Source organism: Alsobacter sp. KACC 23698 (assembly GCF_045348435.1).
Classification (GTDB): domain Bacteria; phylum Pseudomonadota; class Alphaproteobacteria; order Rhizobiales; family Beijerinckiaceae; genus Alsobacter.
Map to the genome: position 1 here is coordinate 3027518 of NZ_CP157484.1, position 22933 is coordinate 3050450.

A 22933-nucleotide genomic window follows, 5' to 3' on the forward strand; every position below is an offset into this window, starting at 1 on the left:
CGGCACACATAACGAAAAACCCCGGCGCTGGCGCGCCGGGGTCGAGAAATCCTCGCCGGAGGCGGGAGATCAGAAGTCGCGCTGGATCTTCAGGCGGCCGATGAAGGCTGAGTCCTGGCTGTAGAGCCGGGCGCCGGGATCGGTCGAGATGGCGGTGAAGATCGGCCCGTTGTTGGACTTGATCCGCACATAGTCGACCTCGGCGCCGATGTCGAAGTCCTTGACCGGCGACCAGGTCACGTTGGTGCCCACCGTCCAGTAGTCGAAGTCGCGCAGCGGGTTGCCGAAGGTCGCGCCGCCGGCGGCCAGGAAGGCGCCGCCGGGAACGTCGGACTTGATGTAGGACGCGAACAGCGCCTGGCGGATGGTGGGCGTCCAGTAGTGGAGGCCGGCGGCGGTGAGGCCCCAGGCGGTCGTCAGGTCGAGCTTTCCGTTGAACGGGCTCGTGGCGTAGAAGGTCGCGTCCGGAAGGGCGAGATTGCCGAGGCCGCCGACGCCCGAGCCGAACGAGGTGGCGATGCCGAAGGGGTTGGAGGCGATGTAGCTCGCCGCGCCCTTGGTGTAGGTGCCCTGGAAGGTCAGCTGGTCGCCCGCCGCGAAGGGCAGGTTGAAGGTCACGCCGGCGTTGAAGGCGAAGCCGTATTTGCTGTCCGGCGAGAGGCCGTTATTCGTGGCGAGCGAGCCGACCTGGCCGACGCGCACGCGGTGGATCGCGCCCGACACCTGCGCGGTGCCCCAGCCCTGCTCGACGCGCAGATTGGCCACGACGTCCGGCATGGTGTCGCCCGTATAGGCGTAGAACGGGTTGGCCCCGCCGACGAGGTCATAGATCGACTGGCGGCGCTCGACATGCTCTTCCATCGACAGCGTGGCCGAGAAGCCGCTGCCGAAGGACGCCGTGTAGGCGAGCAGGTTGGTGTTCAGCGCCGAGCCGGCCGTGGTGCCCACATATTCGAGGTCGCCGGCGTAGAAGTCGAAGAAGGATTCGGTGCGGCCGGCCGTGAGGCCGCCGAACTGGATGTAGGCGCGGTCGAGCGCGACTTCCGTCTGCGCCTGGCCGGCGTAGTCCACGCCCGTGCCCGTGAAGGCGACGCCCTGGCGGGCCGAGGAGCCGGAATAGATCTGGCCGATGCGGCGGGACACGTCGTAGCGCACATAGGCGCGCAGCGTGCCGTACTCGGTGGCGGTGCGCGCGTCGATAAAGATGCGGCCGGTGCTGCGCGAGCCGGTCGTCGCGTCGTTGCGGGCGAAGGGCTGGCCGTACTGGTACTCGTAGCGGGCGCGGCCGCCGATCTTGATGCAGGTGTCCGTGCCGGGGATGTAGAAATAGCCCTCGCCCATCGTCGAGCAGACGCGGACATACTCGACCGGCGCCGCCTTGCGGGAGGGAAGATCCGCCGCACCCGCCGCGGTCGTCATGAAAGCCGCCGCCGAGGCGAGCAGGAGGGTGGAAACGCGCATCGATCAGTCCCCTTTGGCGCAAACGGCCTTCATATCTCGATGGGACGGAGCATGTCGTTCGCACCCGCAGCATACAACCTGCGATTGCGTTCTTGAGGTCTAGCGCGGCGCGGTTCCGCCCTGGGTGTGACGGCGCGGCAACAATCGTGAGGGCGAAAAGCCGAGAGGCGCCAAAGGATTGCGCGACTTGCCTAGCGATTGGGCGCGTCGCCGCCGGCAAGTCGCCGGGCGCAGCGGCGACGCCGAATCAAAAAAGCCCCGGCGCAGGGCGCCGGGGCTTCTTCGGAGAGTGGTCGGATCAGAAGTCGCGCTGGATGCGCAGGCGCGAGATGATCGCGTCGTCAGACTTCACGAGCACGCGCGGGGAGTTCGCGAGGCCGGAGAAGACGCCGCCGTTCGAGCTTTCCACGCGGAGGTAGTCGACCTCAGCCGCGATCACGAAGTCCTTGACCGGCGACCAGGCGACGTTGCCGCCGACCGTCCAGTAGGTGAAATCGCGAACGCTGTTGGCGCCGGTGGCGCCGCCGGCGGCCGTGAACGTCGAGCCGCCCACATCGACCTTGGCGTAGCTGCCGAACACCGAGGTGCTGACAGTCGGCGTCCAGTTGTGGATCGCGGCGGCGGTCAGGCCCCAGGCCGTCACGAGGTCGAGCTTGCCCGTGCCGCCATTGGCGGTCGTGAAGGCGTCGGGAAGACCGAAGCCGATGGCGCCGACGCCGGTGGAGATGCCGTTGCCGGTGACGCGGCTCGGGTTGCCCTTGGTGTAGGTGCCCTGCAACCAAAGCTGATCGCCAGCGGCGAAGGGCAGGTTGAACTGCACGCCGCCATTGACGGCGAAGCCGTACTCAGCGCTCGGAGCAAAGCCGCCGATGGCCGCCGTCGTGTTCACGACGCGAACCTGATGGACGGCGCCGGACAGCTGCGCAGCGCCCCAGCCCTGCTCGACGCGCAGGTTGGCGACGACGTCGGGAGCGCCCGCGCCGGCGTACTTGCCGATCGTCGGGCCGGTGACGACCGTCACGCCGCTGCGGGTCTCGATCGGATCCTCGAGCGCGATCGTGGCCGAGAAGCCCTTCCCGAAGCTGGCCGAGTAGGCGAGCATGTTGTGGGCGGAGCCGTCGCCGGCCGTCGTGCCGATCACTTCCAGGTCGCCGGCGTAGAAGTCGAAGAACGACTGCGTGCGACCGGCGGTCAGGCCGCCGAACTGGACGTAGGCGCGGTCGAGCTCGATCGAGGTGGAGGTGCTGGGCACCGCAGAGCCCACGATCGCGGTGCCGTTGCCGGTGCCGCTGGCGAGAGCGCCGTTGCCGCGGCCGAGCTGGAGCCGCACATAGGCGCGCAGCAGGCCGTACTCGGTGGCGTTACGAACGTCGGCCTGGATGCGGCCGAGCGACTTCATGCCGGTGACATTGTCGCCGCGGGTGAAGGGCTGGCCATAGCCGTAGTCGAAGCGAGCGCGGCCGCCGATGCGGATGCAGGTGTCGGTGCCGGGAATATAGAAGAAGCCGGCGCCCTGGGCCGAGCACACGCGAACGAACTCCACCGGAGCGGACTTCTTGGACGGGAGGTCCGCCGCATAGGCGGAACCGGTGGCGAGAATGGCCGCCGACCCGAGCAGGAGGTTAGAAAAGCGCATTTGAATCAGTCCCCTTTTTGGCTGTCGCCTGAAGCGACACTGCGCGCCGGCATGCCTGATCGCAATTGTTAATTTGATAATTGCTATGCAGCGCCTTGATTGGAAAGCCGGTGTTGCAACTCGGGCACACCCGGGCGGACGGTCTTTTGCGACCCCAAAACGCAAAAAGGCCCCGGACACGCCGGGGCCTTTCCGCGTTGGAAGAAAGAGATCAGAAGTCGCGCTGGATGCGGATGCGCGAGATGATCTGATCGTCCTTGTTGACCAGCTTGCCGGTCGGATCGCTCTTGAACTGGGTCAGCGTGTAGCTGCCGCTCGCGCGGACATACTCCACCTCGACGCCGATATCGAGATCCTTGACCGGCGACCAGATCAGGTTCGTGCCGATGGCGTAGTAATCCCAATCCCGGAAGGTGTTGCCGTTGAAGTTGGCGGCGATCCCGGGAGCGTACTTGGCGCCGGCGTTGCTGGCGGCGTTGCTGAAGTCCGTCTTCACGTAGGACGCGAAGAGGCCCTGGCGAACCGTGGGCGCCCAGTAGTGCAGCATCGCGGCCGTGAGGCCCCACTGCGTGGTGAGCTCGAGGTTGCCCGCGCCGCCATTGGCGACGACGACGGCGTCGGGAGCCGAGCCGCCGAAGGCGCCGACGCCCCAGAGCGCCTTGCCGAAGCCGAAGGCGTTCGACGTCACATAGGTCGAAGCGCCCTTGGCGTAGGTGCCCTGCAGGTAGAGGGCGTCGCCCGCAGCCAGCATCGGCAGGTTGATCTTCACGCCCGCATTGACGGCGAAGCCGTACTCGGTGCTCGGAGCGTAGCCGCCCGTCGCAGCCGGACCCGCCATGCGAATCTGGTGCAGCGCGCCCGACAGCTGGGCGGAGCCCCAGCCCTGGGTCAGGTTGAGCGCCGCGACGACGTCGGGAGCGCTGTTGCCCGAATAGCCCGCATAGCCGAAGCCGCCGGCCGGGGCGCCGAAGCCGCCCGCCGTCAGGTCGCTGATGGCTTCACGACGCTCGACGCCGTCTTCGATCGACAGGGTGGCCGAGAAGCCGCCGCCGAACGAGGCCGTGTAGGACAGGAGGTTTGTCGGGCCGAGCGACGAGCCGGCGGTCACGCCGTTGAACTCGAGGTCGCCGGCGTAGAACTCGAAGGCCGACTGCGTGCGGCCGGCGGTGAGGCCGCCGAACTGGATGAAGGCGCGATCGAGGTAGACGCCCGTCTGCGCGGCCGTGAAGTCCGTCGAGGTGCCGGCGAAGCCCTGGCCGATGCGGTTCGTCGTGCCGGACGAGAGCGTGCCGATGCGGCGATGCAGCTCATAGCGCACATAGGCGCGCAGCAGGCCGTACTCGGTCGCGGTGCGGGCGTCGAGGAACATGCGGCCGACGGCGCGCGAGCCCGTCAGGTTGTTGGCGCGCTCGTAAGGCTGGTTGTACTGGTACTCGAACCGGGCGCGGCCGCCGACGCGGATGCAGGTGTCAGTGCCCGGGATGTAGAAGAAGCCGGCTCCGAAGGTCGAGCAAACGCGAACGTACTCGACGGGAGCCGCCTTCTTGCTGGGGAGGTCGGCCGCCTGGGCCGCGACCCCGGTCGCCAGCAGAGCCGCCGACGAGAAGAGGACGGAGGAAAACTTCATCATGTGCTCCTGAAAATGCCCCGCCGGAGTCAGCCCCTCAGCGGCATTCCTTCACGCCCTCACGTTGTCGGATGACGGCGCAGGACACAACAAAGTCAGTTCGTAATTTAGCCATTATCAAGCAGCGCCATGAGGCCTGTGCTTAAAAAGTGACAATTCACGCAACCACAACACGCAAAATGGATCGATGGCGCGCAAAGCGGGTTGAGTTGGCCGGGGCGAAGCCTCGAACCCGCCGCCGACTCAGAAATCGTGCTGGAGCCTGATGCGGCCCGTCCACGCAGAGCTTCCCGTGCGCCCCCGAGCGACCACATCCCACAGGGGCTGCGCCACGGCGATCGACTGCCAGAGGATCTCGGCCGCCGCCTGGCTGTTGCGGACCGGCGTCCAGACCACGTTGGCCCCCACCGTCCCGATCCGCGCCGAGGCGTAGCGCGACGGCCCGTCCTGCCCGGCCCAAACGGCGAAGGCCGCCAGGCGCAAGGTCGGCGACCCATCGTGGATCAGGCTGACGCCCGCGCTCCAGGCCCGGTTGGAGACCGCGCCCGCGCGCGTCGCCCAGGCGTCGGCGGTCCGGGGGACTACGCCCGCCACGCCCGCATAGCCCCACCCGACATAGTCGCTCGCCGCCGACGCGAACGCGGCCTGGGCGCGCAAGCGCGTCCTGCCCTCCGGCCAGAACGGCGGAGTCTCCCACGAGATCTGCGCCGCCCAGCCATGGACCGCGCGAGCGCCGGGCAGGTCCGGCCTGGTCTCATGCAGAGCGCCGGCGGCGTGGAGCCGGTGCCCCCAGGCGGATCCGCCCAGGGTGACGACGCCATCGGGCCGCCGCGCGCCCGCCGGCGCCGCTCCGGCGACGCCGACGCGCCGCTCGGACCCGTCCTCCAGCGAGACCGAGGCGGACCAGTCGTCCCAGAGCGGTCGGCTGTACCCCACGAGCGCCACCGCGCCGCGGTCCGAGCCCCGCCCGTTCGCCCCGCCGCCCAGCAGGGTGACGCCGCCATTCGGAAAGCCGCGATCAAAGAACGACCAGGCGCGCCCGGCGGTCAGGCCGGACCACTCCATGGAGGCGTATTCCAAGTCGGGCGGGCGGAACTCGACCCAGCTGGTCGGCGCGCGCCGAAAGGTCATGCGCAGGATGGCGCGGACCGGGCCCTGGTCGGTCAAGGCCGCCGCGTCGAGGCCGAGCGTGCCGCGCGTCTCGGTCCAGGACGCGTCGTCGGCGCGGCGCGCCGTCTGGTCGTAGCCGAAATCGTGGCGGATCCGGCCGCTGATCTTCAGGCAGAACGCATTCCCGGGCGACTGGAAGAAGCCGGCGCCGAAATCCGGACAGGGCCGCAGGACTGCGTCAGGCGCTGGCGCCGCGGCCCGAGGCTCCGCCCTCCCCGCCCCGACCATCGCCGGGAGAATGGCGAAACACACGCAAACAGATAGCCAACGCGCAACCATGCGACGGCCAACGCTTCAAAATGAAGGACGCCCCGAAAAGGGCCTGAAACGCGCTCAGCCTACGCCGCGAGCGCGTCCGGTCTACCGACCTCAGCTGGTGAGAATCAGACCTGCAACCGGGTTCAGACGGCGGGGGCGACGACACGCACGTCGATGCGGCCGGTCGCGGGATTCTCGCTGTAGCGGATCTCCTGCCCGGCCTGGTCGATCACGCCGAGGTCGACCTCCCGGTCGGGAAGGATCGCCACGGCGCGGTCCTTGACGAACACGATGACCTGCCCGCGGCGGCCGGCCTGGACGGCCGCCATGCGCTTCAGCATGGCCAGGATGTCGGGACGCCGCCACGCGACCGGATAGTCGGGGTCCACATAGGCGCTGACGCGCCCTCCCCCGAACTCCAGCGCGAAGACCACCTTGGACCTCTCGGGCTTCAATTCGGCAGGAAATTGCGGATCGGCCAGCCAGAGGCACCCGAAGGTGCGGCATTCGCCCGGCCGCGTTTCGTAGACGCCGCAGCCCACGCCCTTGCGGCAATGGCCGCACCATGCGCCCGCGGGCTTGTCCAGTTCCGCGACCCTCAGAACCTTGCAGCACAGCGTGCAGGACCCACAGCTCTTCATGAGCGACAGCCTCCGACCCGGTCCGCCCTTCCATGCCATCCTGCGCAGCGCCGCGCCAGCGCGGATCGCCTACTCGGCGGCCAGCATCTCGGAGGCGCCGGCGCCGCCCGGAAACGACAGGACGCAGCGCAGGCCGGCGGGCTCGTAGTCGATCCTCACCGCCCCGCCCGCTTCGCCGGCGAGGCTCCGCTCGATCATGGTCGCGCCAAATCCCTTGCGGGTGGGGCTGACGACGGACGGTCCGCCCCGCTCCAGCCATTCCAGCCGCAGCGCGCCGTCCTCCAGGGTCCAGTTGATGGCGACGCGGCCGGTCTCGTTGGAGAGCGCGCCGTATTTGAGCGCATTGGTCAGCAGCTCGTGCATCACCATGGACACGGCGAGCGCGGCGCGCGGCTCCAGGCGCACCGGCGGGCCGCCGCGGACGATCCGCTCGCGCTGCCCGGGCGGCTGCAGGCGCAGCACGGCCTCCAGAATGTCGTCCAGGCCGGCGCTCTCCCAGCTCTCGCGCAGCAGCAGCTCATGCGCCTTGGCCAGCGCGGCCAGGCGGTCGTCGAGCTTGGCCGCGACGGCCGGGTTCACCCCTTCCCGACGCAGCGTTTGCGTGACGAGGGCCTGCACGATGGCGAGATTGTTCTTCACCCGGTGGTCGAGTTCGTGGATGAGGAGGTCGCGCTCCTCGTGCCTGCGGGCGATTTCGTCCATGAGGCCGTCGAACGCGGCGCCGACCGCCTCGATCTCGCCCTGCTCGGGGCTCGAGCCCACCCGCGCCGTCAGGTCGCCGCCCCGCCAGGCGCGGATGGCGTCCAGGATGCGTCCGATGGGGCGCTGCACGAAGCGTTCGCCGAACTCCCTGGCGCCGAGCAGAGCGCCGGCGACGCCCAGCAGCGCGATCAGCAGCCCCACGCCCGTCGCGCGGTCGATCGCCTCGAAGCTCGCGTCGGAGGAGAGCCCCGCGCTGATGTAGAGCGGGAGGCGGGGCGTGGCCGGGATGTAGCCGATCACCCGCGTGGTCCCGTCCTGGCTGACGACGGTCTCCACGCCGGGCGAGGGCGCGTGCACGAGCCGCTGGAAGGCGTCCGGGATGCGCGTGCCCAGGAACCGTTCCGGGAAGGGCTCGCGGAAGACGATCACGCCCTCGGCGTCCGCGATCGTGAGCGCGCCGCCCGGCGAGAGCCCGCGTTCGCGCAGGCGCTGGCCGAGCGCCTGGAGATCGATCCCAGCCGCCAGAACGCCCATGACGGCGCCGTCCGCGCCCCGGATCGGCAAGCTGACGGGCAGCGTCGGCCGGCCGCTCTGGCGCCCCACCGCGTATCCGCCCACGGTCGGCTTGCCGCTCTCCAGCGCCGACCTGAAGAAGGGCGCATCCGCGTAGTTCTGCTGCGGGCGGGGGGGATTGCGGCTGCAGCGCAGCCCGCCCTGCAGGTCGATGGCGACGATGCCCGTCACCAGCGTCACCTGGTTCTGGAGATGGCTGAGGTAATCCGCGCAGTTTTCGGCGTCCAGGTTGCGGACGGCCGGCGCCGAGCTGACCGCCAGCAGCAGCCCGTTCACGCCCTCGATGACCCGGTCGAGTTCCGAAGCGGCCAGGCGGGCGCTTCGCAGGGCCATGTCGTTGGTCTCGGCGACCCTCGAGCGGCGCAGGGTGATCTCGTTGAAGACGATGATTGCGATCGCGGGGACGAGCGCCACGACGGCAAGGGCGAAAAGACGTTGCCGGAGTGTGAGATTCAAGGCGGCAGCCAGCGTTGGGATCGCGCGGCGCAGTCTAGCACGAACATGAGCTTTGCAACCCAGCATACCCCTTTGGGCCGCGGGCGACTCTTGAGTTTCGGCCGCTGCGGGCGTTCCCTGCGATCGGCGGCGCGCCGGCCGCGCCTCACGAGGATGTCCGCATGAGATCGAAGCTGTCCGCCCTGGCGATGGCGCTGAGCCTCTCGGCCGCACTGGCGGGCCCGACGGCCGCGACGCCCGTCGCCGCCCAGTCGACGGCCGCGTTTCAAAGCGTTCTGCAGCAGATCGGCCAGCAGGCGCTCGCGGCCGGGGTGAGCCAGGCCGTCATCGACCAGAACCTCGGGGGCCTGACGCCCGACCCGTCGCTGTTGGTGGAGGGGACCCGGCAGCCGGAGTTTTCGCGCACGCTGCAGGCCTATGTGGCGGACGCCGCGTCGCCCGGACGCGCCGCGCGGGGGCGACAGTTCGCCGCGCAATGGGCGGGGGATATCGCGGCCGCCGAGGCCCGGACGGGCGTCGCCGGCTCCATGCTGCTGGCGCTTTGGGCCATGGAGACCGACTTCGGCCGGGACCAGGGCTCGCGCGACGTCCTACGCTCGCTGGCGACGCTGGCCTATGCGCGTCCGCAGACGCCGAGCTTCCGGGACGAGGTCGTGGCGGCGCTCGTTATGATCCAGCGCGGCGTCGCCCGCGAGCGGCTGCGCGGCTCCTGGGCCGGCGCCATGGGCAACCCGCAATTCCTGCCCTCGGCCTATCTCAAATATGCGCTGTCGCTGGAGGGCCGCCAGAACCCCGACATCTGGAGCTCCGTGCCCGACAGCCTCGCCTCGATCGGATCGTTCCTGCGGCAGTCGGGCTGGACGCCCGGCGCGCCGGCCGCGCTCGAAGTGATGCTGCCGGCCGGCTTCGACTTTCCGGTCCTGCGCCAGGGCGCCGCCGCCTGGGCGCGAGCGGGCCTGCGCCCCGCGGATGGGACGGCGATGCCGGCCTCCGGCGAGGCGATGCTGTTCCTGCCCTCGGGCGCGGGCGGGCCGGCCTTCCTGCTGTTTGCGAATTTTTGGGTGCTGAAGGCGTATAATTTCTCAGACAGCTACGCGATGGCGGCCTCGATCCTCGCCGACCGGATCGCCGGGCGCCCCGGCGTACGCGCGCCCTGGCCCAAGGGCGAGACGATCCTGCCGCAGCAGGATCGCGAGCGCCTGCAAAGGCTGCTGGTCGCTCTCGGCGACTACAAGGGGGTGGTGGACGGCCGGTTCGGCCCCGTCACCCGCGAGGCGATCCACGCCTTCCAGCGCCGGGTCGGCTACGCGCCTTCGGACGGCTATCCCTCCGCGGCGCTGCTGGCGCGCGCCGAAGCGGAGGCGAAGCGGGCGGCCGCGAACTGAACTGCGCCGGACGAAAGCGCTCGTTCAGAGCGCCGCACCCGGCGGCGTGGCGGAGCGCCCGCCGCCGGGTGAGATCCAGTCGGCTCAGCGGCGACCGAGAAAGAGCCCGATCCCGAACGCGAAGCCCACCGCCTGCAGCGGCTTCTCGCGGATGTAGTCCACCACCGCGTCCACGTTCAGCGACGCCAGCGGGTTGGCGGTCCCCTGCCGCGACGCCATGCGTCCCGCCGAGCCGCCGCCCTGCTGGCCCGAGAACGACCGGGATCCGGTGCGCACCGCCGTGCGCGCGTCGAGCGTGACGGTGGCGTCGTCGTCCAGGATCGCGGTCACCCGCTCGAAGTCGGCGTTGGTCACCGTGACCCGCACGATGTAGCCGTGGCTCGACGCGCCCGCTTCGCCGCGTTCGGCGTCGGACTGCACGAGCCCGCCCTCGGCGGCGGCGCTGGCCTCCAGCTTGACCCGGTCGGGCCCGTAGCCGATGGCGCCGAGGTCGCGCACGACTTTGTCGGCGGCCTCCCGGGTGGCGAAGAACGCGGTGGTTTGCCGCGTCTCAGAGTGGAAATCCTGGTCCATGATCCGTCCCCGTGCTGTCCTGAAGGCCCGTGACAACCCGCGCCTGAGCCTTGTCGTTCCAGGCCGGGGCCCGCTCAGCGTGCGCGGCGGACGAAGCCGGCCGCCGTGCGGTGCAGGATGGAATGGCGGCGGGCGACGCGCTCGACGTCTCGGTCATAGCCGCCGCCGATGACGCCGCAGACCGGGCGCCCCTTGCCCAGGCAGGCGCGCAGCACGAAGGCGTCGCGCTCGGCGAGCCCGTCGTCGCTCAGCGCCAGGCGCCCCAGCCGGTCGTCCCGGTGCGGATCGACGCCGGCGTTATAGAACACCAGGTCCGGCCGCACGCGGTCGAGGAGGTCGGGCAGGACCTTCCGCAAGGCGTCGAGATACACGTCGTCCTGCGTCCCGTCCGGCAGGTCGATGTCGAGGTCGCTGCGCGCCCGGCGCACGGGATAGTTCTTCTCGCCATGCATCGAGAAGGTGAAGACGCGGGGGTCGTCGGCGAAGATCGAGGCCGTGCCGTCGCCCTGGTGCACGTCGAGGTCGACGACCAGCACCCGGCCCGCCTCCCCTTCGTCGAGCAACGCCGCGGCCGCGACCGCCACGTCGTTGAAGGTGCAGAACCCGGCCCCGTGCGGACCCGAGGCGTGGTGGCTGCCGCCCGCCGTGTTGCAGGCGAGGCCGTGCCGCAGCGCCAGCCTTGCGGCGAGCAGCGTGCCTCCCGTCGCCGCACGGGCGCGGCGGGCGACCGACGCCGTCATGGGGAGCCCGATCTGGCGCTCGATCTCGCGCGGCACGCGCGCCTCGAACACCTGCCGCACATAGTCGGCGGCGTGCACCCGGGCCAGCAGTTCGAAGGAGGCCGGCTCGGGCTCGACGAAGCCGCCCGGGCTCACCACCCCCTCCTCCACGAGGATTTCGGCCAACCGCTGGTACTTGCCCATCGGGAACCGGTGATCGTGCGGGATGTCGGCGGTGTAGGCCGGGTGATGGACGACGGGAAGCATGTCCCTGAACTAGGGCATGCTGCGAAAAGGTGGAATCCGGCTTTTCGCGCCCAAGCATGCGACCACGATGAAGCGAGAGCACGCTGTGTTTGCGTCGAAACACAGCTTGCTGGAGGGCGGCGACGGCGGGCCGGGGAGCGTCAGGCGAGCTCCTCCAGCACGGACGGGAAGATGCGCTGATAGGCTTCGCCATAGGTCATGGTGCGGCCTGAGTTGCGGCCGCCCTGGACGCCGCGGTTGAGCGCCACGCGGGTGTAGTACTCCCAGAGATGCTTCTGCGCCGCCAGGATCTCGAAGGCCCGGCGCTTGGTCTCCCACACGTCGGTGATGTTGAGGATCACGTTGGGCTGGAAGCCGCACTGCTCGGGCTGGTGCGGCTCGAAGCAGAACAGGGGCGGCGCGGCGTAGGCGCGATCGGGGTCCGGCTTGTGGCCCGCCGCCTGCGCGACGATCCGGGCCTCCTGGGCGAGATGCGCCGCCGTGGGATGGTCGAAATTATAGGGGTCCGCCAGCGCGTGGGTGAGCACGAAGGACGGCCGCTCGGCCCTGAACACGTCGATGGTGCGGTCCAGCATCTCGGGCGTGATCCGCAGCGGATAGTCGCCCGCGTCGTAGAACTCGATCTCCGCGCCCAGGATCGCGGCCGCTTCCTCCGCCTCGCGCTGGCGCTGCGCCTTGACGTCCTCCAGGCGCACGCCGGCCGTCTTCCAGGCGAACTGGCTCTCGCCGCGCTCGCCATAGGAGAGGCAGACGATCTTCATCCGGTAGCCCTTGGCGGCGTGCAGCGCGATGGCCCCGCCCGCGCGCCAGACGAAGTCGCCCGGATGGGCGGTGATCACGAGCCCCGACTTGGGGGCCGCTGGCGAGCTTGGGTCAGGCATTCCGGTCTCCGGGATGGGGCGCGGCGGCGGGTCCCGCAGGCGAGACGCCCGGCCGCAGGAAGGCGTGGCCGTCGAAGAGCATGCGGGCGGTCCTGAGCAGCCCCGCCCGCTCCACGATCGGGCGCTCGGGCGGGCCGCCGACTTCCAGCCGCACCGTGAACTCGCCCGTGGGATGCTCGATCGACAGCGTCTTCGTCCGGCCCTCGGGGACCTGCGCGACGCGCGCGGCGGGGGAGCCCGGCAAGACGCAGGCGGCTCCCACCGTCACGGCGGCGAACACCCCGATGGAGGCGTGGCACTCATGCGGAATGAAGCTGCGGGTCGAGATCGCGCCGCCGCCCTGGGGCGGCGACACGAGCGCGATCTTGGGCACCACCTTGCGCGAGACGTCGCCGAGATTCATCAGCGGCCCGGCCGCCAGCCGGATCTCCTCGAGCCTGGCCTTCAGCGCGGTGTCGCGGTCGAGGTCGTCCCGGCTCTCGCGGCCGGTGCGCCCCACCGAGGCGGCCGCCAGCACGATCACCGGCATGCCGTTGTCGATCAGCGTGACGTCGACGCCGGCGACATGGTCCACCGCGCATCCGGTCGGCAGCAGCGCGCCGCAGACGGACCCGGCGGCGTCGAGGAAATCGATGGCGATCGGCGCCGCCGAGCCCGGGACGCCGTCGATCCGGGCGTCGCCGTCGTAGCGCACGACCCCTCCGGGCGTCTCGACGGCGAGTTCGGCGATGGTGCCGGTGTTGAGCGTGCGCACCTTGACGCGCGTGACCGGCGATCCGGCCCGGACGAGACCGCGCTCGATCGCGAAGGGACCGACCCCGGCCAGGATGTTCCCGCAATTCGGCGTGACGTCGACCCGCCCCTCGGCGACGCCGACCTGGGCGAACAGGAAGTCGACGTCGCAGTCGGGCGACGAGGACGGGCTGACGATCGCCGCCTTGCTGGTGAGCGGGTGCGCGCCGCCCAGGCCGTCCACCTGGCGCGGATCGGGCGAGCCCATCAGGGCCAGCAGCACGGCGTCGCGCGCGGCCGGATCGGACGGCAGGTCGTCCGCCAGCAGATAGGCGCCCTTGGAGGTCCCGCCCCTCATCAGGGCGCAGCGGATCCTGGCCTGCATCAGCCCCTCCGCTCGTCCCGGCCGCGCGCCGCGCCCCGCTCCTGCGCCGCCGCGATGGCGAGGCTCAGCGCGGGGTCGAACCCGGCGTCGGCCAGCATCTCGGCCGCCTCGCGCATCTCGGCGGCCCGGCGCAAGCCGTGCTGGGCCACGCGGCCGGCCATCAGGTCCGCCAGCGCCGCGAAGTCGATGGACGGGAACGTCGCCGCGAGGCTGGCGAAGACGTCCTCGTCGACCCCGAAGCGGCGGGCGGCGGCGGCGCAGTCGATCAGCAGCGCCTCCAGGCCCTTGATGACGATGCTGCGGCACAGCTTGGTGGCGGAGGCCCGGCCGATCTCCTCGGAGACCGGCGTGAGGTTCATGCCGAGCCCGTTCAGCCGCTCCGACAGTTCGGCGGCTCGCTCCCCGCCCGTCAGGATCGGGACCCGAAGGCCGGGACCCTTCACGGGGGCCATGACGGCGCCCTCCACATAATCGCCCGCATGGGCCGCGACGCAGGTCGCCGCGCGCCACTTGGTCGAGGGCGCGGCGGAGTTGACGTCGAAGAAGACCGCGCCCGGCCGAAGGGCTGGGGCGCAGCCCGCCGCGACATCCACGGCCGCGCAGGCCGTCACCGCCGAAAGGACGATATCGGCGTCGGCCGCCGCCTCCTGCGCCGTCGACGCGACCCGCGCGTCGGCCCGGCGCATGCGCTCCGCCATCGCCCCGCGCTGGGCCGCATCGTCGAGCTTCAGGTCATAGGCCGCGATGGCGACGCGGCCGCTGGCCAGGAGGCCGCGGGCGAACAGGTCGCCCACCTCGCCGAAGCCGATGATGCCGATTCGCGTCGTCGCGGCGGTGTCGTTCGCCATGCGGTCCTCCGTGTCGGCAGACCTTGGGGGAGCCGGGCGGCGCGCTCAAATGATCAGACCGGACGGTTTCATGCGTCCGGTGCACCAATGCGGTCCCGTTCACGCCTCCGCGGCGGCGGGCTTTCGGCCTGACTTGCCCTTCGCGGAGTCGCGGCCGGCCTCCTGGCGGATCCGGCGCTCGATCAGGCCGCGCAGCGCCGAGGCGGCCGGCGAGAGCGGATGGCCGCGGCGGGTGATCAGCCCCAGGGTCCGGCTCACGCCCGGATTGCGCAAGGTGAGCGCCACGATGCCGGGCGTATCCGCCTCGCTGACGGCCAGCCGCGGCACGATGGCGAGCCCGACGCCCGCCGCCACCAGGCTGACCGCGCTGGCCAGATGCTGGACCTCGTAGCGCCACGTCATCTGCTCGCGCCGGGGCCCGAGCGCGTCGTCGATGAGGGTGCGGTTGCCGGTCTGCGCGCTGATGCGCACCAGCGGCAGCCCTTCCAGGTCGCCCCACGATGCCACCGCCTGGGCGGCGAGCGGATGGTCCTTGGGGCAGGCCAGCACGAAGGGCTCCTTGACCAGCGGCTCGATGTCGAGGTCCTAGCGGTTGGCCGACACGATGGTGAGGCCGAACTCGGCCTGGCCGGACTTGACCAGCTCGGCGATCTCGCTGGCGGAGTTGTCATGCACCCGAACCGACAGCCCCGGATGCGCGTCGCCGAACTCCTTCAGCACGCGCGACAGATAGTGCACGGCCAGCGTCGGCAGGCAGGCGACGACGAGACGCTGCTGCTTCTCCTTGCCCTGCCGGCGCAGGTCCTCGAAGGACGCCTGCAGGTCCTCGATCAGCCGGCGCGCCTTGGGCAGCAGCTCCAGGCCGGCCGGCGTCAGCGAGACGGAGCGCGTGGTGCGCGCCAGGAGCTTCACGCCGAGGTCGTCCTCGAGCTTCTTGAGCCGATGGCTCAGCGCCGTCTGCGAGAGGTTGAGATGAGCCGCGGCCCGGTTGAAGCTGCCGCGGTCGCCGATGCTGACGAAAGCCTCCAGGCCGAGATAGTCGATGCGCATCGCCGGATCCCGGGCGCGCCGATATTGGTGCGCCGATCTCATCAATGTCGACAAACTTCAGATTTGATTCAAGCCCGGGCCGGCGGGCATGTCTGGAGGGATCCCAGAGGACCCGCCGATGTCCGTCGGACAGACCACGCCAGAGCCCTGCCGCGACCTCGCCCATCTGGGCCATGTCGAGATGTTCACCCCCAAGCCCGAGGAGAGCCTGCGTTTCTTCGTCGACGTGCTCGGCCTCACCGAGAGCGGGCGCGAGGGCGACAGCGTCTATCTGCGCGGCTGGGACGACTACGAGTTCCACACGCTGAAGCTCACCGCCTCCGCCACGTCGGGCGTCGGCCATGTCGCCTTCCGCGCCGCAAGCCCTCAGGCGCTGGAGCGGCGCGTCGCCGAGCTGCAGGCCATGGGCCGCGGGATCGGGTGGACGGACGGCGACCTCGGCCACGGCAGGGCGTTCCGGGCGCGGGGGCCGGACGGCCACGTCTTCGAACTCTATTACGACACGCGCTGGTACGAGGCGCCGGACGATCTGAAGCCGGCCCTGAAGAACCAGGCCATGCGCTACCCGGCGCGGGGGTGCAACGCCCGCCGGCTGGATCACCTCAACCTGCTGGTGGTCGACGTCGGCGCGACGCGCGAGTTCCTCGCCCGCGGCTTCGGCATGCGCCTCACCGAGCAGATCGTCCTGGACAGCGGCGTCGAGGCCGGCGCGTGGATGACCTGCACCAACAAGACCTACGACATCGCCTTCACGAAGGACCACACGGGAACGTCGGGACGCTTCCACCACGTCACCTACGCGCTGGATTCGCGCGAGGACATCCTGCGCGCCGCCGACGTGTTCCTCGAGAACGGCGTCTTCATCGAGACCGGCCCGCACAAGCACGCCGTGCAGCAGACCTTTTTTCTCTATGTCTACGAGCCTGGCGGCAACCGGGTGGAACTCGCCAACGCCGGGGCGCGCCTGATGCTGGCGCCCGACTGGAAGCCCATCGTCTGGACCGAGGCGGAGCGCCGCAAGGGCCAGGCCTGGGGCCTGCAGACGGTCCCGTCCTTCCACACGCACGGCACCCCGCCCGTCCAGTCCTGAGGCGAATCAGCCGGACCGCAACGCCTGCGCGGTGCGGTCGTCGGCGGGAAAGAAGGCCTCGATGGCGATCTCCGCCAGCGTCACGTCCATGGGCGCGCCGAACACGGTCGTGGTCGAGATGAAGGACAGCACGCCCGCCGGCGTCTCGATCTCCAGCGGCACGATCCAATGCGGCCCCTCCTCCCGGGCGGGCCGGCGCCGGGCCGGCCTCGCCGGCGGCGCATAGCTCTCCAGCTCCCGCAACAGCTCCAGCAGGGCCCCGTCCGCGGCGGCGTCGGCCTGCCGCCGCAGGCGGTCCAGGACATGCTCGCGCCACTGCGGCAGGTTGACGATCCTGGGCGCGAGGCCGCCCGGGTGGAGGCTGAGCCGCAACACGTTGACGGGCGGGGCCAGCAGCGCCGCGTCAGCCACCCCGGCCAGCAGCGGCGCGACCGCCGCGTTGGAGGCCACCATGCGCCAGAGCCGGTCCACGGCCAGCGCCGGATAGGGCTCGTGCCCCTTCAAGAGGCGCCGGATCGCGTCGAGGGCCCGCCCCATCGCGGGATCGTCGAGCGGCCGCTCCGGGAAGATCGGGGCGTAACCGGCGGCGAGCAGCAGGGCGTTGCGGTCGCGCAGCGGCAGGTCGAGTCGCTCGGTGAGCCGCAGCACCATCTCGCGGCTGGGCGAGGCGCGGCCGCTCTCCACGAAGCTGAGATGGCGCTGCGACACCTCCGCGTCGAGCGCCAGATCGAGCTGGCTCAGGCGGCGATGCTGGCGCCATTTGCGCAGCCCGTCGCCGAAGGAAGACACGTGCTGAATCGTCATGCCGCCAGCATAGCCGGGGCCCGGCGCGGCGCCATGACCCGCCAGGTAATCGACCCGCCTCGCCGAGGACGACAGGCTTCACGGGTCACTCACGGAGGATCCGATCATGCAAGTCGCCGCCCCCCACCGTTTCCTGCGCGCCGCGCTCGCCATCGACGCCGTCTCCAGCGCCGCCATGGGCGTTCTGCTCGCCGCCGCGGCCTCGCCGCTCTCCGGCTTTCTGAACCTGCCCGTGGCGCTCCTGCGGGAGGCCGGCCTGCTGCTTCTGCCTTTCGCGGCCGTCGTCGGCTGGCTGGCCTCGCGCCCGGAGCCGTCGCGACGCGTCGTCTGGGCCGTCATCGGGCTGAACCTCGCCTGGTCGGCCGAGAGCCTCCTGATGCTCGCCACCGGCTGGATCGCCCCGAACGCCCTCGGGACCGCCTTCGTGATCGCCCAGGCGCTCTTCGTGCTCGGGCTGGCCGAAGCCGAGTATGTCGGCCTGAGGCGGATCCGGCGCGGCTCGCCCGCGGCGGCCGCGTAGTCCTCGGGCGGCGGCGCGGACCCACCGCGCCGCCGACCCTGGATGGGGGCCATGCGCTGGCGCGGGTTTGCTTCGCGGCCGCATGCGCTACAACGGCACGAGACCCATCCCCCAATCGCAGAGCCGCATGTGAAGCCACACCCAGGCCCGTCGGGCGTCCCCCACCCCGGCATGGGGTTCCGGCAATTCGTCGCGCTCACCGCCGCCATGATGGCCACCAACGCGCTCGCCGTGGACGCGATGCTGCCGGCCCTGCCGGCCATGGGCGACACGCTCGGAATCCAGAACCCGAACGACCGGCAGTGGATCGTCACCATCTACCTGCTGGGCTTCGGCGCGGCGCAGCTGATCTACGGCACCCTGGCCGACCGCTATGGCCGCAAGCCCGTGCTGATGACGGGCTTCGTCATCTATGTGCTCGGCAGCCTCCTGGCGGTGTTCACCAGCTCCTTCGAGGTCATCCTGCTGGCGCGCGTCATCCAGGGGATCGGCGCCGCGGCGACGCGGGTGCTCGCCGTCTCCATCGTCCGGGATTGCTATTCGGGCCGCACCATGGCGCGGGTGATGTCGCTGGCCTTCATCGTGTTCCTCGGCGTGCCGATCATCGCGCCGTCGCTGGGCCAGGCGATCATGTGGTTCACCCCCTGGCAGGGCATCTTCGGGCTGCTCGCCGCCTTCGGGATGGCGGTGGCGCTCTGGTCGGCGATCCGGCTGCCCGAGACGCTGCATCCGGAGGACCGAAAGCCCATCTCCTTCGCGGCCGTGACGGGCTCGTTCCGCATCATTCTCGGCAACCGGATCGCCATGGGCTACATCCTGGCGATGACCTTCGTGCTGGGCGGCCTGTTCGGCTTCATCAACTCGGCCCAGCAGGTCTTCGCCGAGGCCTTTCATGCGGCCCACCTGTTCACCACCGTCTTCGCCCTCGTGGCGGTGTTCATCGCGCTGGCGTCGCTCCTGAATTCGCGCATCGTCGGCGCGGTCGGGACGCGACGCGTCTCGCATGCGGCGCTGCTGGCCTATATCGGCTTCACCAGCCTGCACGCGGCCGTGGCGCTCGCCGGCCACGAGTCGCTCTGGACCTTCGCGGCCCTGCAGTCCTGCACGATGTTCGCCTTCGGGCTCATCGGTCCGAATTTCGGCGCCATGGCGATGGAGCCGCTGGGCCATGTCGCCGGCACGGCCTCGTCGGTGCAGGGCTTCATCACCACGATCGGCGGCGCCCTGATCGGCTTCTTCATCGGCCAGCGCTTCAACGGCACGGTCGCGCCCCTCACGCTGGGCTTCTCGGGATGCGGCGTGCTGGCCCTGGTGTGCGTGCTCTACGCCGAGAAGGGCCGCCTGTTCCGCCCCAGCATGGGCCGGTCCTGACCCGCTGAGGAAAGGGCGAGGGCGTGCGCGACGACACTCAGCCGCAAAGGCCGGCGCCCGAAGCGTCCGAGAAAGCCGCCGCCGTCGGCGTCCTCGTGGCCACCATCGGGGCGTCCTCGATGGCGTTCATCGACGGCAGCGGGGTGCAGATCGCGCTGCCGGCCATCCAGACCAGCCTGGGAGCGGATTTCGCCGCCCTGCAATGGGTGGTCAACATCTACACGCTCGTCCTGGGAGCCCTCGTGCTGGTCGGCGGCGCGTGCGGCGACAGGTTCGGCCGGCGCCGCGTCTTCGTGCTCGGGACATCCGTCTTCCTCATCGGGTCGGTGCTGTGCGGGCTCGCCCCGGGCCCCCCGACCCTGATCGCCGCCCGGGCCCTGCAGGGCCTCGGCGCGGCCCTGATGGTTCCCCAGAGCCTCGCCATCATCGCCGCCTTCTTCCCCGAGGAGAGCCGCGGCCGCGCCATCGGCGCCTGGTCCGCGGCCTCGGGCCTGACCACGGCGCTCGGTCCGCCTTTGGGCGGCCTGCTGGTCGACGTCCTCTCCTGGCGCTCGGCCTTCCTGATCAACGCGCCGATCGGCGCCGTCGTGCTGTGGATCACGCTGCGCAGCGTGCCGGAGAGCCGCGACCCGGACGCCGGGCCCGTCGACGTCCTCGGCGGCGCGCTGGCGATCGTCACGCTGGGCGCCCTGACCCTTGGGCTGGCCTCGCTGTCCGACCACCGCCTGACGGACCCGCTGGTGCTGGCCTGCGCCGTCGTCGCCCTTCTGGGGGCGCCCCTCTTCGTGCTTCGGGAGCTGCGCGCCGCCTCGCCGATGATGCCCGTTGGGCTGTTCCGCGACCCCGTCTTCGCCACCCTCAACGTGGTGACGGTGCTGCTCTACGCGGCGCTCTCCGGAGTGCTGTTCCTCACGCCCTACACGCTCATCGCGCAGCTCGGATACGGCGCTGCGGAGGCCGGGATGGCGCTGCTGCCGCTCGGCGTCATCATCGGCGTGCTGTCGCGCTGGTTCGGCGGGCTGAGCGACAGGATCGGCCAGCGCGCCCCCATCGCGGGCGGCGCGGCCGTGGTGGCCGGGTCGATCGGCTGGCTCGCCTGGACGCAGGCCGCCGGCGGCTACTGGGCGGGGGTGTTCGGCCCCATCGCCGGCGTCGCGCTCGGCATGGCGGCTGTCATCTCGCCGCTGACCACCGGCGTGATGAACGCCGCGCCGGACCGCTTCAGCGGCGCGGCGTCCGGGATCAACAACGCGGCGGCCCGAACGGCCGGTCTCCTCGCCGTCGCCGTCACGGTCTCGCTCGTCGCCGCCCTGTTCGCCGGCGCGCTCGCCCGGACGCTGCCGGCTTTGTCGGACCCGGAGGCCGCCCGCCAGATTCTGGCCCAGGCGAACCGGCTCCTGGACGCGCCGCTGCCTCCCGACGTCGGCGGCGACTCCGCCGAGCGGATCCGCGCCGCGATGCGCGAGGCCTATTCGCGCGCCTTCGCCTGGGCCCTCGCGATGAACATGGCCTTCGCGCTGGCGGCCGCGGTCCTGGCGCTGACGCTGCCCCGCCGGGCGCGGCCGGGCCAGAAAAGCCAGGCAGCGAAGGCGGTTACGGAGAAATCGTGACTCGATTCCTCAAGCCGGACGACGTTCCCCCAAGCGCCCGCAGATACCGCGCCCAGGCGGTCAGGCCCTGCTCCAGGCTGCTCAGCCTGAAGAACTCGTTGGGAGCGTGGTAGTCCTCGTCCACGGTGGCGAAGGAGAAGAACACCGTGTCCAGCCCGAGCGTGCGCTTGAAGATGTCGCCGACCGGGATGGTCGCCCCCATCCTCACCCGCACCGGGCGCCGGCCCAGCACCGATTCCAGCACGTCTTCCGACAGCGCGAGGCCCGGATGGTCGCCCGGCACGGCGGAGGCCGGCGCTCCGCCCGTCTCGGGCCGCACCTCGACGCGCACCCCGCGCGGCGCCCGGCGCATCAGATGCTCGGCGATGAGCGCCACGATCCGCTCCGGCTTCTGCCCGGGCACGAGCCTGCAGCTGATCTTGGCGGAGGCCTGCGAGGGGATCACGGTCTTCTTGCCCGCGCCCGTATAGCCGCCCACGACGCCGTTGAACTCCAGCGTGGGCCGGATCCAGTTGCGCTGCAGCATGGTGTAGCCCGCCTCCCCCGCCCCTTCGGGCGCGCCGACGCTGGCCAGATAGGCGGCCTCGTCGAAGGGGATCGCCTCGATGGCGGCGAGCTCCTGCGCGGTGACGGGCTCGCAATCGTCGTAGAACCCCGCGACCGCGACGGAGCCGTCGTCGGCGTGGAGGCTCGCCATCAGGCGCGCCAGCGCCTGGATCGGATTGGCGACGGAGCCGCCATGGCGGCCCGAATGCAGGTCCTTGGCCGCGCCGGTCACGACGACCTCCAGGGCGCAGATGCCGCGGCTGCCCACGATCACGCTGGGCAGGTCCGCGCGCCACTGCGCGCCGTCGGCCGAGAGGGCGTAATCCGCCCGCAGCAGGTCGGCGTGGGCGGCCACGAAGGCCTCCAGATGGGCGCTGGAGACCTCCTCCTCGCCCTCGAACAGGAAGACCATGTTGACCGGCAACCGTCCTTCCTCCGCCATGAAGGCGGCGGCCGTCGCGATCGGGATCAGCATGGGCCCCTTGTCGTCGGACGCGCCGCGGGCGTAGAGCCGGTTGTCGCGGATCTCCGGCTCGAAGGGCGGCGAGCGCCAGGCCGCGACCGGGTCGGGCGGCTGCACATCGTAGTGGCCGTAGACCAGCACGGTGGGCGCGCCCGGCGCGCCACGCCATGCGGCGGTGACGACCGGGTGGCCGCCGGTGGGCCGGATCGCGACGTCGGGGATCCCGGCGGCCCGCAGCTGGTCCGCCACGAACCGCGCCCCGGCGGCGATCCCCTCCGCATAGGCGGGATCGGTGGAGACGCTCGGGATGCGGACGAACGCCTTCAGGGTCTCGATCAGCTCCGGCAGCCCGGCGCGCAGGCGCGCCTCGATGACGTCGACGCCCCAGCCGGAGCCCTGGCCGGCGCCGCTCACTTGCCGCCGTCCACCGGCAGGGTCTGCCCGGTGATCCAGCTCGCCTGCTCGCTGGCCAGGAACAGCACCGCGTTCGCGATGTCGTCGGCGCGCCCGAGCCGGCGCGTGGCGATGCGCTCGACCAGCGCCCGCTGGCCGTCCGGGCCGTAGGCCTCCCACTGCCGCTCCGTGCTGGGGTTGGAGCGCACGAAGCCCGGCGCGACGCTGTTGACCGTGATGCCGAAGCGGCCGAGCTCGTGGCCCAATTGGCGCGTCAGGCCGATCTCGCCCGCCTTGGCGGACGCATAAGCCTGGATGCCGGTGAGGCTGACGCCGAGGCCCGCGCCGGACGAGATGAACACCATGCGCCCATAGCCCTTCTGCTTCATCCCCGGCGCGACGGCCTGGGCGAGCAGGAACGCGGCCTTCATGTTGATGGCCACGATGGCGTCCCAGTCGCCCTCCTCGATCTCCTCCAGCGGCCGGCCGGCCTGCCCGCAGACGCCCCCGGCGCTGTGCACGAGGATGTCGAAGGGGCCATGCTGTGCCGCCAGCGCCTGCACGTCGCTCTTGCGGGTGAGGTCGCAGGCCGCCGCCGTGATCCGGCCGCCGCCGTCGGCGACGACGCTTTGGAGCTCATCGGCCAGGATGTCGGCCGCCGTCACCTGCGCCCCGTCCGCGGCGAGCGCCGCCGCGATGGCCCTGCCGATGCCGTGGGCCGCGCCCGTCACCAGCGCGCGCCGGCCTTCGAAGTGGATCTGCATGGGTGTGG

Annotated in this window: 19 protein-coding genes and 1 pseudogene; 5 read left to right on the top strand and 15 right to left on the bottom strand. The window is 71.1% G+C overall.

Features of this window, described 5'->3' with window-relative positions:
- Window positions 1-69 precede the first annotated feature (69 nt).
- The 6 genes from ABEG18_RS14215 to ABEG18_RS14240 form a co-directional block, all read right to left on the bottom strand.
- Entirely contained in the window at window positions 70-1461 is a 1392-nt protein-coding gene (locus ABEG18_RS14215; protein ID WP_406853705.1) for a porin, read from the bottom strand.
- Window positions 1462-1759: 298 nt separating this feature from the next.
- Window positions 1760-3097, bottom strand: coding sequence for a porin (locus tag ABEG18_RS14220; protein ID WP_406853706.1), 1338 nt, complete (start codon window positions 3095-3097; stop codon window positions 1760-1762).
- A gap of 211 nt (window positions 3098-3308) precedes the next feature.
- Window positions 3309-4724: a porin gene (locus ABEG18_RS14225; protein WP_406853707.1), complete on the bottom strand. Its 1416-nt coding sequence runs from the start codon at window positions 4722-4724 to the stop codon at window positions 3309-3311.
- A 243-nt stretch (window positions 4725-4967) separates the two neighbouring features.
- Window positions 4968-6146 (bottom strand): porin, encoded by a 1179-nt coding sequence (locus ABEG18_RS14230; protein WP_406853708.1) that lies wholly within the window; start codon window positions 6144-6146, stop codon window positions 4968-4970.
- A 149-nt stretch (window positions 6147-6295) separates the two neighbouring features.
- Window positions 6296-6793, bottom strand: a complete 498-nt coding sequence (locus ABEG18_RS14235; RefSeq protein ID WP_406853709.1) for a hypothetical protein — start codon at window positions 6791-6793, stop codon at window positions 6296-6298.
- Window positions 6794-6862: 69 nt separating this feature from the next.
- The gene (locus tag ABEG18_RS14240) at window positions 6863-8524 is read right to left on the bottom strand and encodes a sensor histidine kinase (protein WP_406853710.1); all 1662 of its coding nucleotides are present in this window, start codon (window positions 8522-8524) and stop codon (window positions 6863-6865) included.
- Window positions 8525-8685: 161 nt separating this feature from the next.
- Here ABEG18_RS14240 and ABEG18_RS14245 point away from each other — a divergent pair, with 161 nt between their 5' ends.
- A complete protein-coding gene (locus ABEG18_RS14245; RefSeq protein ID WP_406853711.1) occupies window positions 8686-9909 on the top strand; it encodes a lytic murein transglycosylase in 1224 nt (407 codons plus the stop codon).
- Between the two features lie 84 nt (window positions 9910-9993).
- Here ABEG18_RS14245 and ABEG18_RS14250 read toward each other — a convergent pair whose 3' ends face one another.
- The 6 genes and pseudogenes from ABEG18_RS14250 to ABEG18_RS14275 all read right to left on the bottom strand — a co-directional run bounded on the left by ABEG18_RS14250 (window position 9994) and on the right by ABEG18_RS14275 (window position 15406).
- Window positions 9994-10482 carry a hypothetical protein gene (locus ABEG18_RS14250; RefSeq protein WP_406853712.1) on the bottom strand — a complete coding sequence of 163 codons (489 nt, stop codon included), beginning with the start codon at window positions 10480-10482 and terminating at the stop codon, window positions 9994-9996.
- Between the two features lie 74 nt (window positions 10483-10556).
- Entirely contained in the window at window positions 10557-11468 is a 912-nt protein-coding gene (locus ABEG18_RS14255) for a histone deacetylase (RefSeq protein ID WP_406853713.1), read from the bottom strand.
- Between the two features lie 140 nt (window positions 11469-11608).
- Window positions 11609-12349 (bottom strand): PIG-L deacetylase family protein, encoded by a 741-nt coding sequence (locus tag ABEG18_RS14260; RefSeq protein ID WP_406853714.1) that lies wholly within the window; start codon window positions 12347-12349, stop codon window positions 11609-11611.
- Window positions 12342-13466 (bottom strand): 4-oxalomesaconate tautomerase, encoded by a 1125-nt coding sequence (locus tag ABEG18_RS14265; RefSeq protein ID WP_406853716.1) that lies wholly within the window; start codon window positions 13464-13466, stop codon window positions 12342-12344. The genes ABEG18_RS14260 and ABEG18_RS14265 overlap by 8 nt, the downstream gene beginning before the upstream one ends.
- Window positions 13466-14314, bottom strand: coding sequence for a DUF1932 domain-containing protein (locus ABEG18_RS14270; RefSeq protein ID WP_406853717.1), 849 nt, complete (start codon window positions 14312-14314; stop codon window positions 13466-13468). Before ABEG18_RS14270 ends, ABEG18_RS14265 begins: the two co-directional genes overlap by 1 nt.
- A gap of 99 nt (window positions 14315-14413) precedes the next feature.
- A pseudogene (locus ABEG18_RS14275) lies at window positions 14414-15406 on the bottom strand (LysR family transcriptional regulator).
- A 76-nt stretch (window positions 15407-15482) separates the two neighbouring features.
- Between ABEG18_RS14275 and ABEG18_RS14280 the strand changes: the two are divergent.
- On the top strand, window positions 15483-16454 hold the full coding sequence (locus ABEG18_RS14280) for a catechol 2,3-dioxygenase (protein WP_406853718.1): 972 nt from the start codon (window positions 15483-15485) through the stop codon (window positions 16452-16454).
- A gap of 6 nt (window positions 16455-16460) precedes the next feature.
- On the opposite strand, the gene ABEG18_RS14285 is transcribed toward ABEG18_RS14280, so the two are convergent.
- Window positions 16461-17258 (bottom strand): helix-turn-helix domain-containing protein, encoded by a 798-nt coding sequence (locus ABEG18_RS14285; RefSeq protein WP_406853719.1) that lies wholly within the window; start codon window positions 17256-17258, stop codon window positions 16461-16463.
- Between the two features lie 106 nt (window positions 17259-17364).
- Here ABEG18_RS14285 and ABEG18_RS14290 point away from each other — a divergent pair, with 106 nt between their 5' ends.
- The 3 genes from ABEG18_RS14290 (at window position 17365) to ABEG18_RS14300 (ending at window position 20759) form a co-directional block, all read left to right on the top strand.
- The gene (locus ABEG18_RS14290; RefSeq protein WP_406853720.1) at window positions 17365-17778 is read left to right on the top strand and encodes a hypothetical protein; all 414 of its coding nucleotides are present in this window, start codon (window positions 17365-17367) and stop codon (window positions 17776-17778) included.
- Between the two features lie 129 nt (window positions 17779-17907).
- Window positions 17908-19149, top strand: coding sequence for a multidrug effflux MFS transporter (locus tag ABEG18_RS14295; protein WP_406853721.1), 1242 nt, complete (start codon window positions 17908-17910; stop codon window positions 19147-19149).
- A gap of 23 nt (window positions 19150-19172) precedes the next feature.
- Window positions 19173-20759 (top strand): MFS transporter, encoded by a 1587-nt coding sequence (locus tag ABEG18_RS14300; protein ID WP_406853722.1) that lies wholly within the window; start codon window positions 19173-19175, stop codon window positions 20757-20759.
- On the opposite strand, the gene ABEG18_RS14305 is transcribed toward ABEG18_RS14300, so the two are convergent.
- Both ABEG18_RS14305 and ABEG18_RS14310 read right to left on the bottom strand, forming a co-directional pair.
- A complete protein-coding gene (locus ABEG18_RS14305; RefSeq protein WP_406853723.1) occupies window positions 20743-22182 on the bottom strand; it encodes a dipeptidase in 1440 nt (479 codons plus the stop codon). The two genes, ABEG18_RS14300 and ABEG18_RS14305, sit on opposite strands and share 17 nt — an antisense overlap.
- Window positions 22179-22925: an SDR family NAD(P)-dependent oxidoreductase gene (locus ABEG18_RS14310; protein ID WP_406853724.1), complete on the bottom strand. Its 747-nt coding sequence runs from the start codon at window positions 22923-22925 to the stop codon at window positions 22179-22181. The genes ABEG18_RS14305 and ABEG18_RS14310 overlap by 4 nt, the downstream gene beginning before the upstream one ends.
- Window positions 22926-22933: the final 8 nt, after the last annotated feature.

What these genes read in the sequence shown, in the direction of transcription:
- ABEG18_RS14215 (WP_406853705.1), bottom strand. Translation starts at nt 1,461, where the DNA reads ATGCGCGTTTCCACCCTCCTGCTCGCCTCGGCGGCGGCTTTCATGACG.
- ABEG18_RS14220 (WP_406853706.1), bottom strand. Translation starts at nt 3,097, where the DNA reads ATGCGCTTTTCTAACCTCCTGCTCGGGTCGGCGGCCATTCTCGCCACC.
- ABEG18_RS14225 (WP_406853707.1), bottom strand. Translation starts at nt 4,724, where the DNA reads ATGAAGTTTTCCTCCGTCCTCTTCTCGTCGGCGGCTCTGCTGGCGACC.
- ABEG18_RS14235 (WP_406853709.1), bottom strand. Translation starts at nt 6,793, where the DNA reads ATGAAGAGCTGTGGGTCCTGCACGCTGTGCTGCAAGGTTCTGAGGGTC.
- ABEG18_RS14245 (WP_406853711.1), top strand. Translation starts at nt 8,686, where the DNA reads ATGAGATCGAAGCTGTCCGCCCTGGCGATGGCGCTGAGCCTCTCGGCC.
- ABEG18_RS14250 (WP_406853712.1), bottom strand. Translation starts at nt 10,482, where the DNA reads ATGGACCAGGATTTCCACTCTGAGACGCGGCAAACCACCGCGTTCTTC.
- ABEG18_RS14255 (WP_406853713.1), bottom strand. Translation starts at nt 11,468, where the DNA reads ATGCTTCCCGTCGTCCATCACCCGGCCTACACCGCCGACATCCCGCAC.
- ABEG18_RS14260 (WP_406853714.1), bottom strand. Translation starts at nt 12,349, where the DNA reads ATGCCTGACCCAAGCTCGCCAGCGGCCCCCAAGTCGGGGCTCGTGATC.
- ABEG18_RS14265 (WP_406853716.1), bottom strand. Translation starts at nt 13,466, where the DNA reads ATGCAGGCCAGGATCCGCTGCGCCCTGATGAGGGGCGGGACCTCCAAG.
- ABEG18_RS14270 (WP_406853717.1), bottom strand. Translation starts at nt 14,314, where the DNA reads ATGGCGAACGACACCGCCGCGACGACGCGAATCGGCATCATCGGCTTC.
- ABEG18_RS14280 (WP_406853718.1), top strand. Translation starts at nt 15,483, where the DNA reads ATGTCCGTCGGACAGACCACGCCAGAGCCCTGCCGCGACCTCGCCCAT.
- ABEG18_RS14285 (WP_406853719.1), bottom strand. Translation starts at nt 17,258, where the DNA reads ATGACGATTCAGCACGTGTCTTCCTTCGGCGACGGGCTGCGCAAATGG.
- ABEG18_RS14290 (WP_406853720.1), top strand. Translation starts at nt 17,365, where the DNA reads ATGCAAGTCGCCGCCCCCCACCGTTTCCTGCGCGCCGCGCTCGCCATC.
- ABEG18_RS14310 (WP_406853724.1), bottom strand. Translation starts at nt 22,925, where the DNA reads ATGCAGATCCACTTCGAAGGCCGGCGCGCGCTGGTGACGGGCGCGGCC.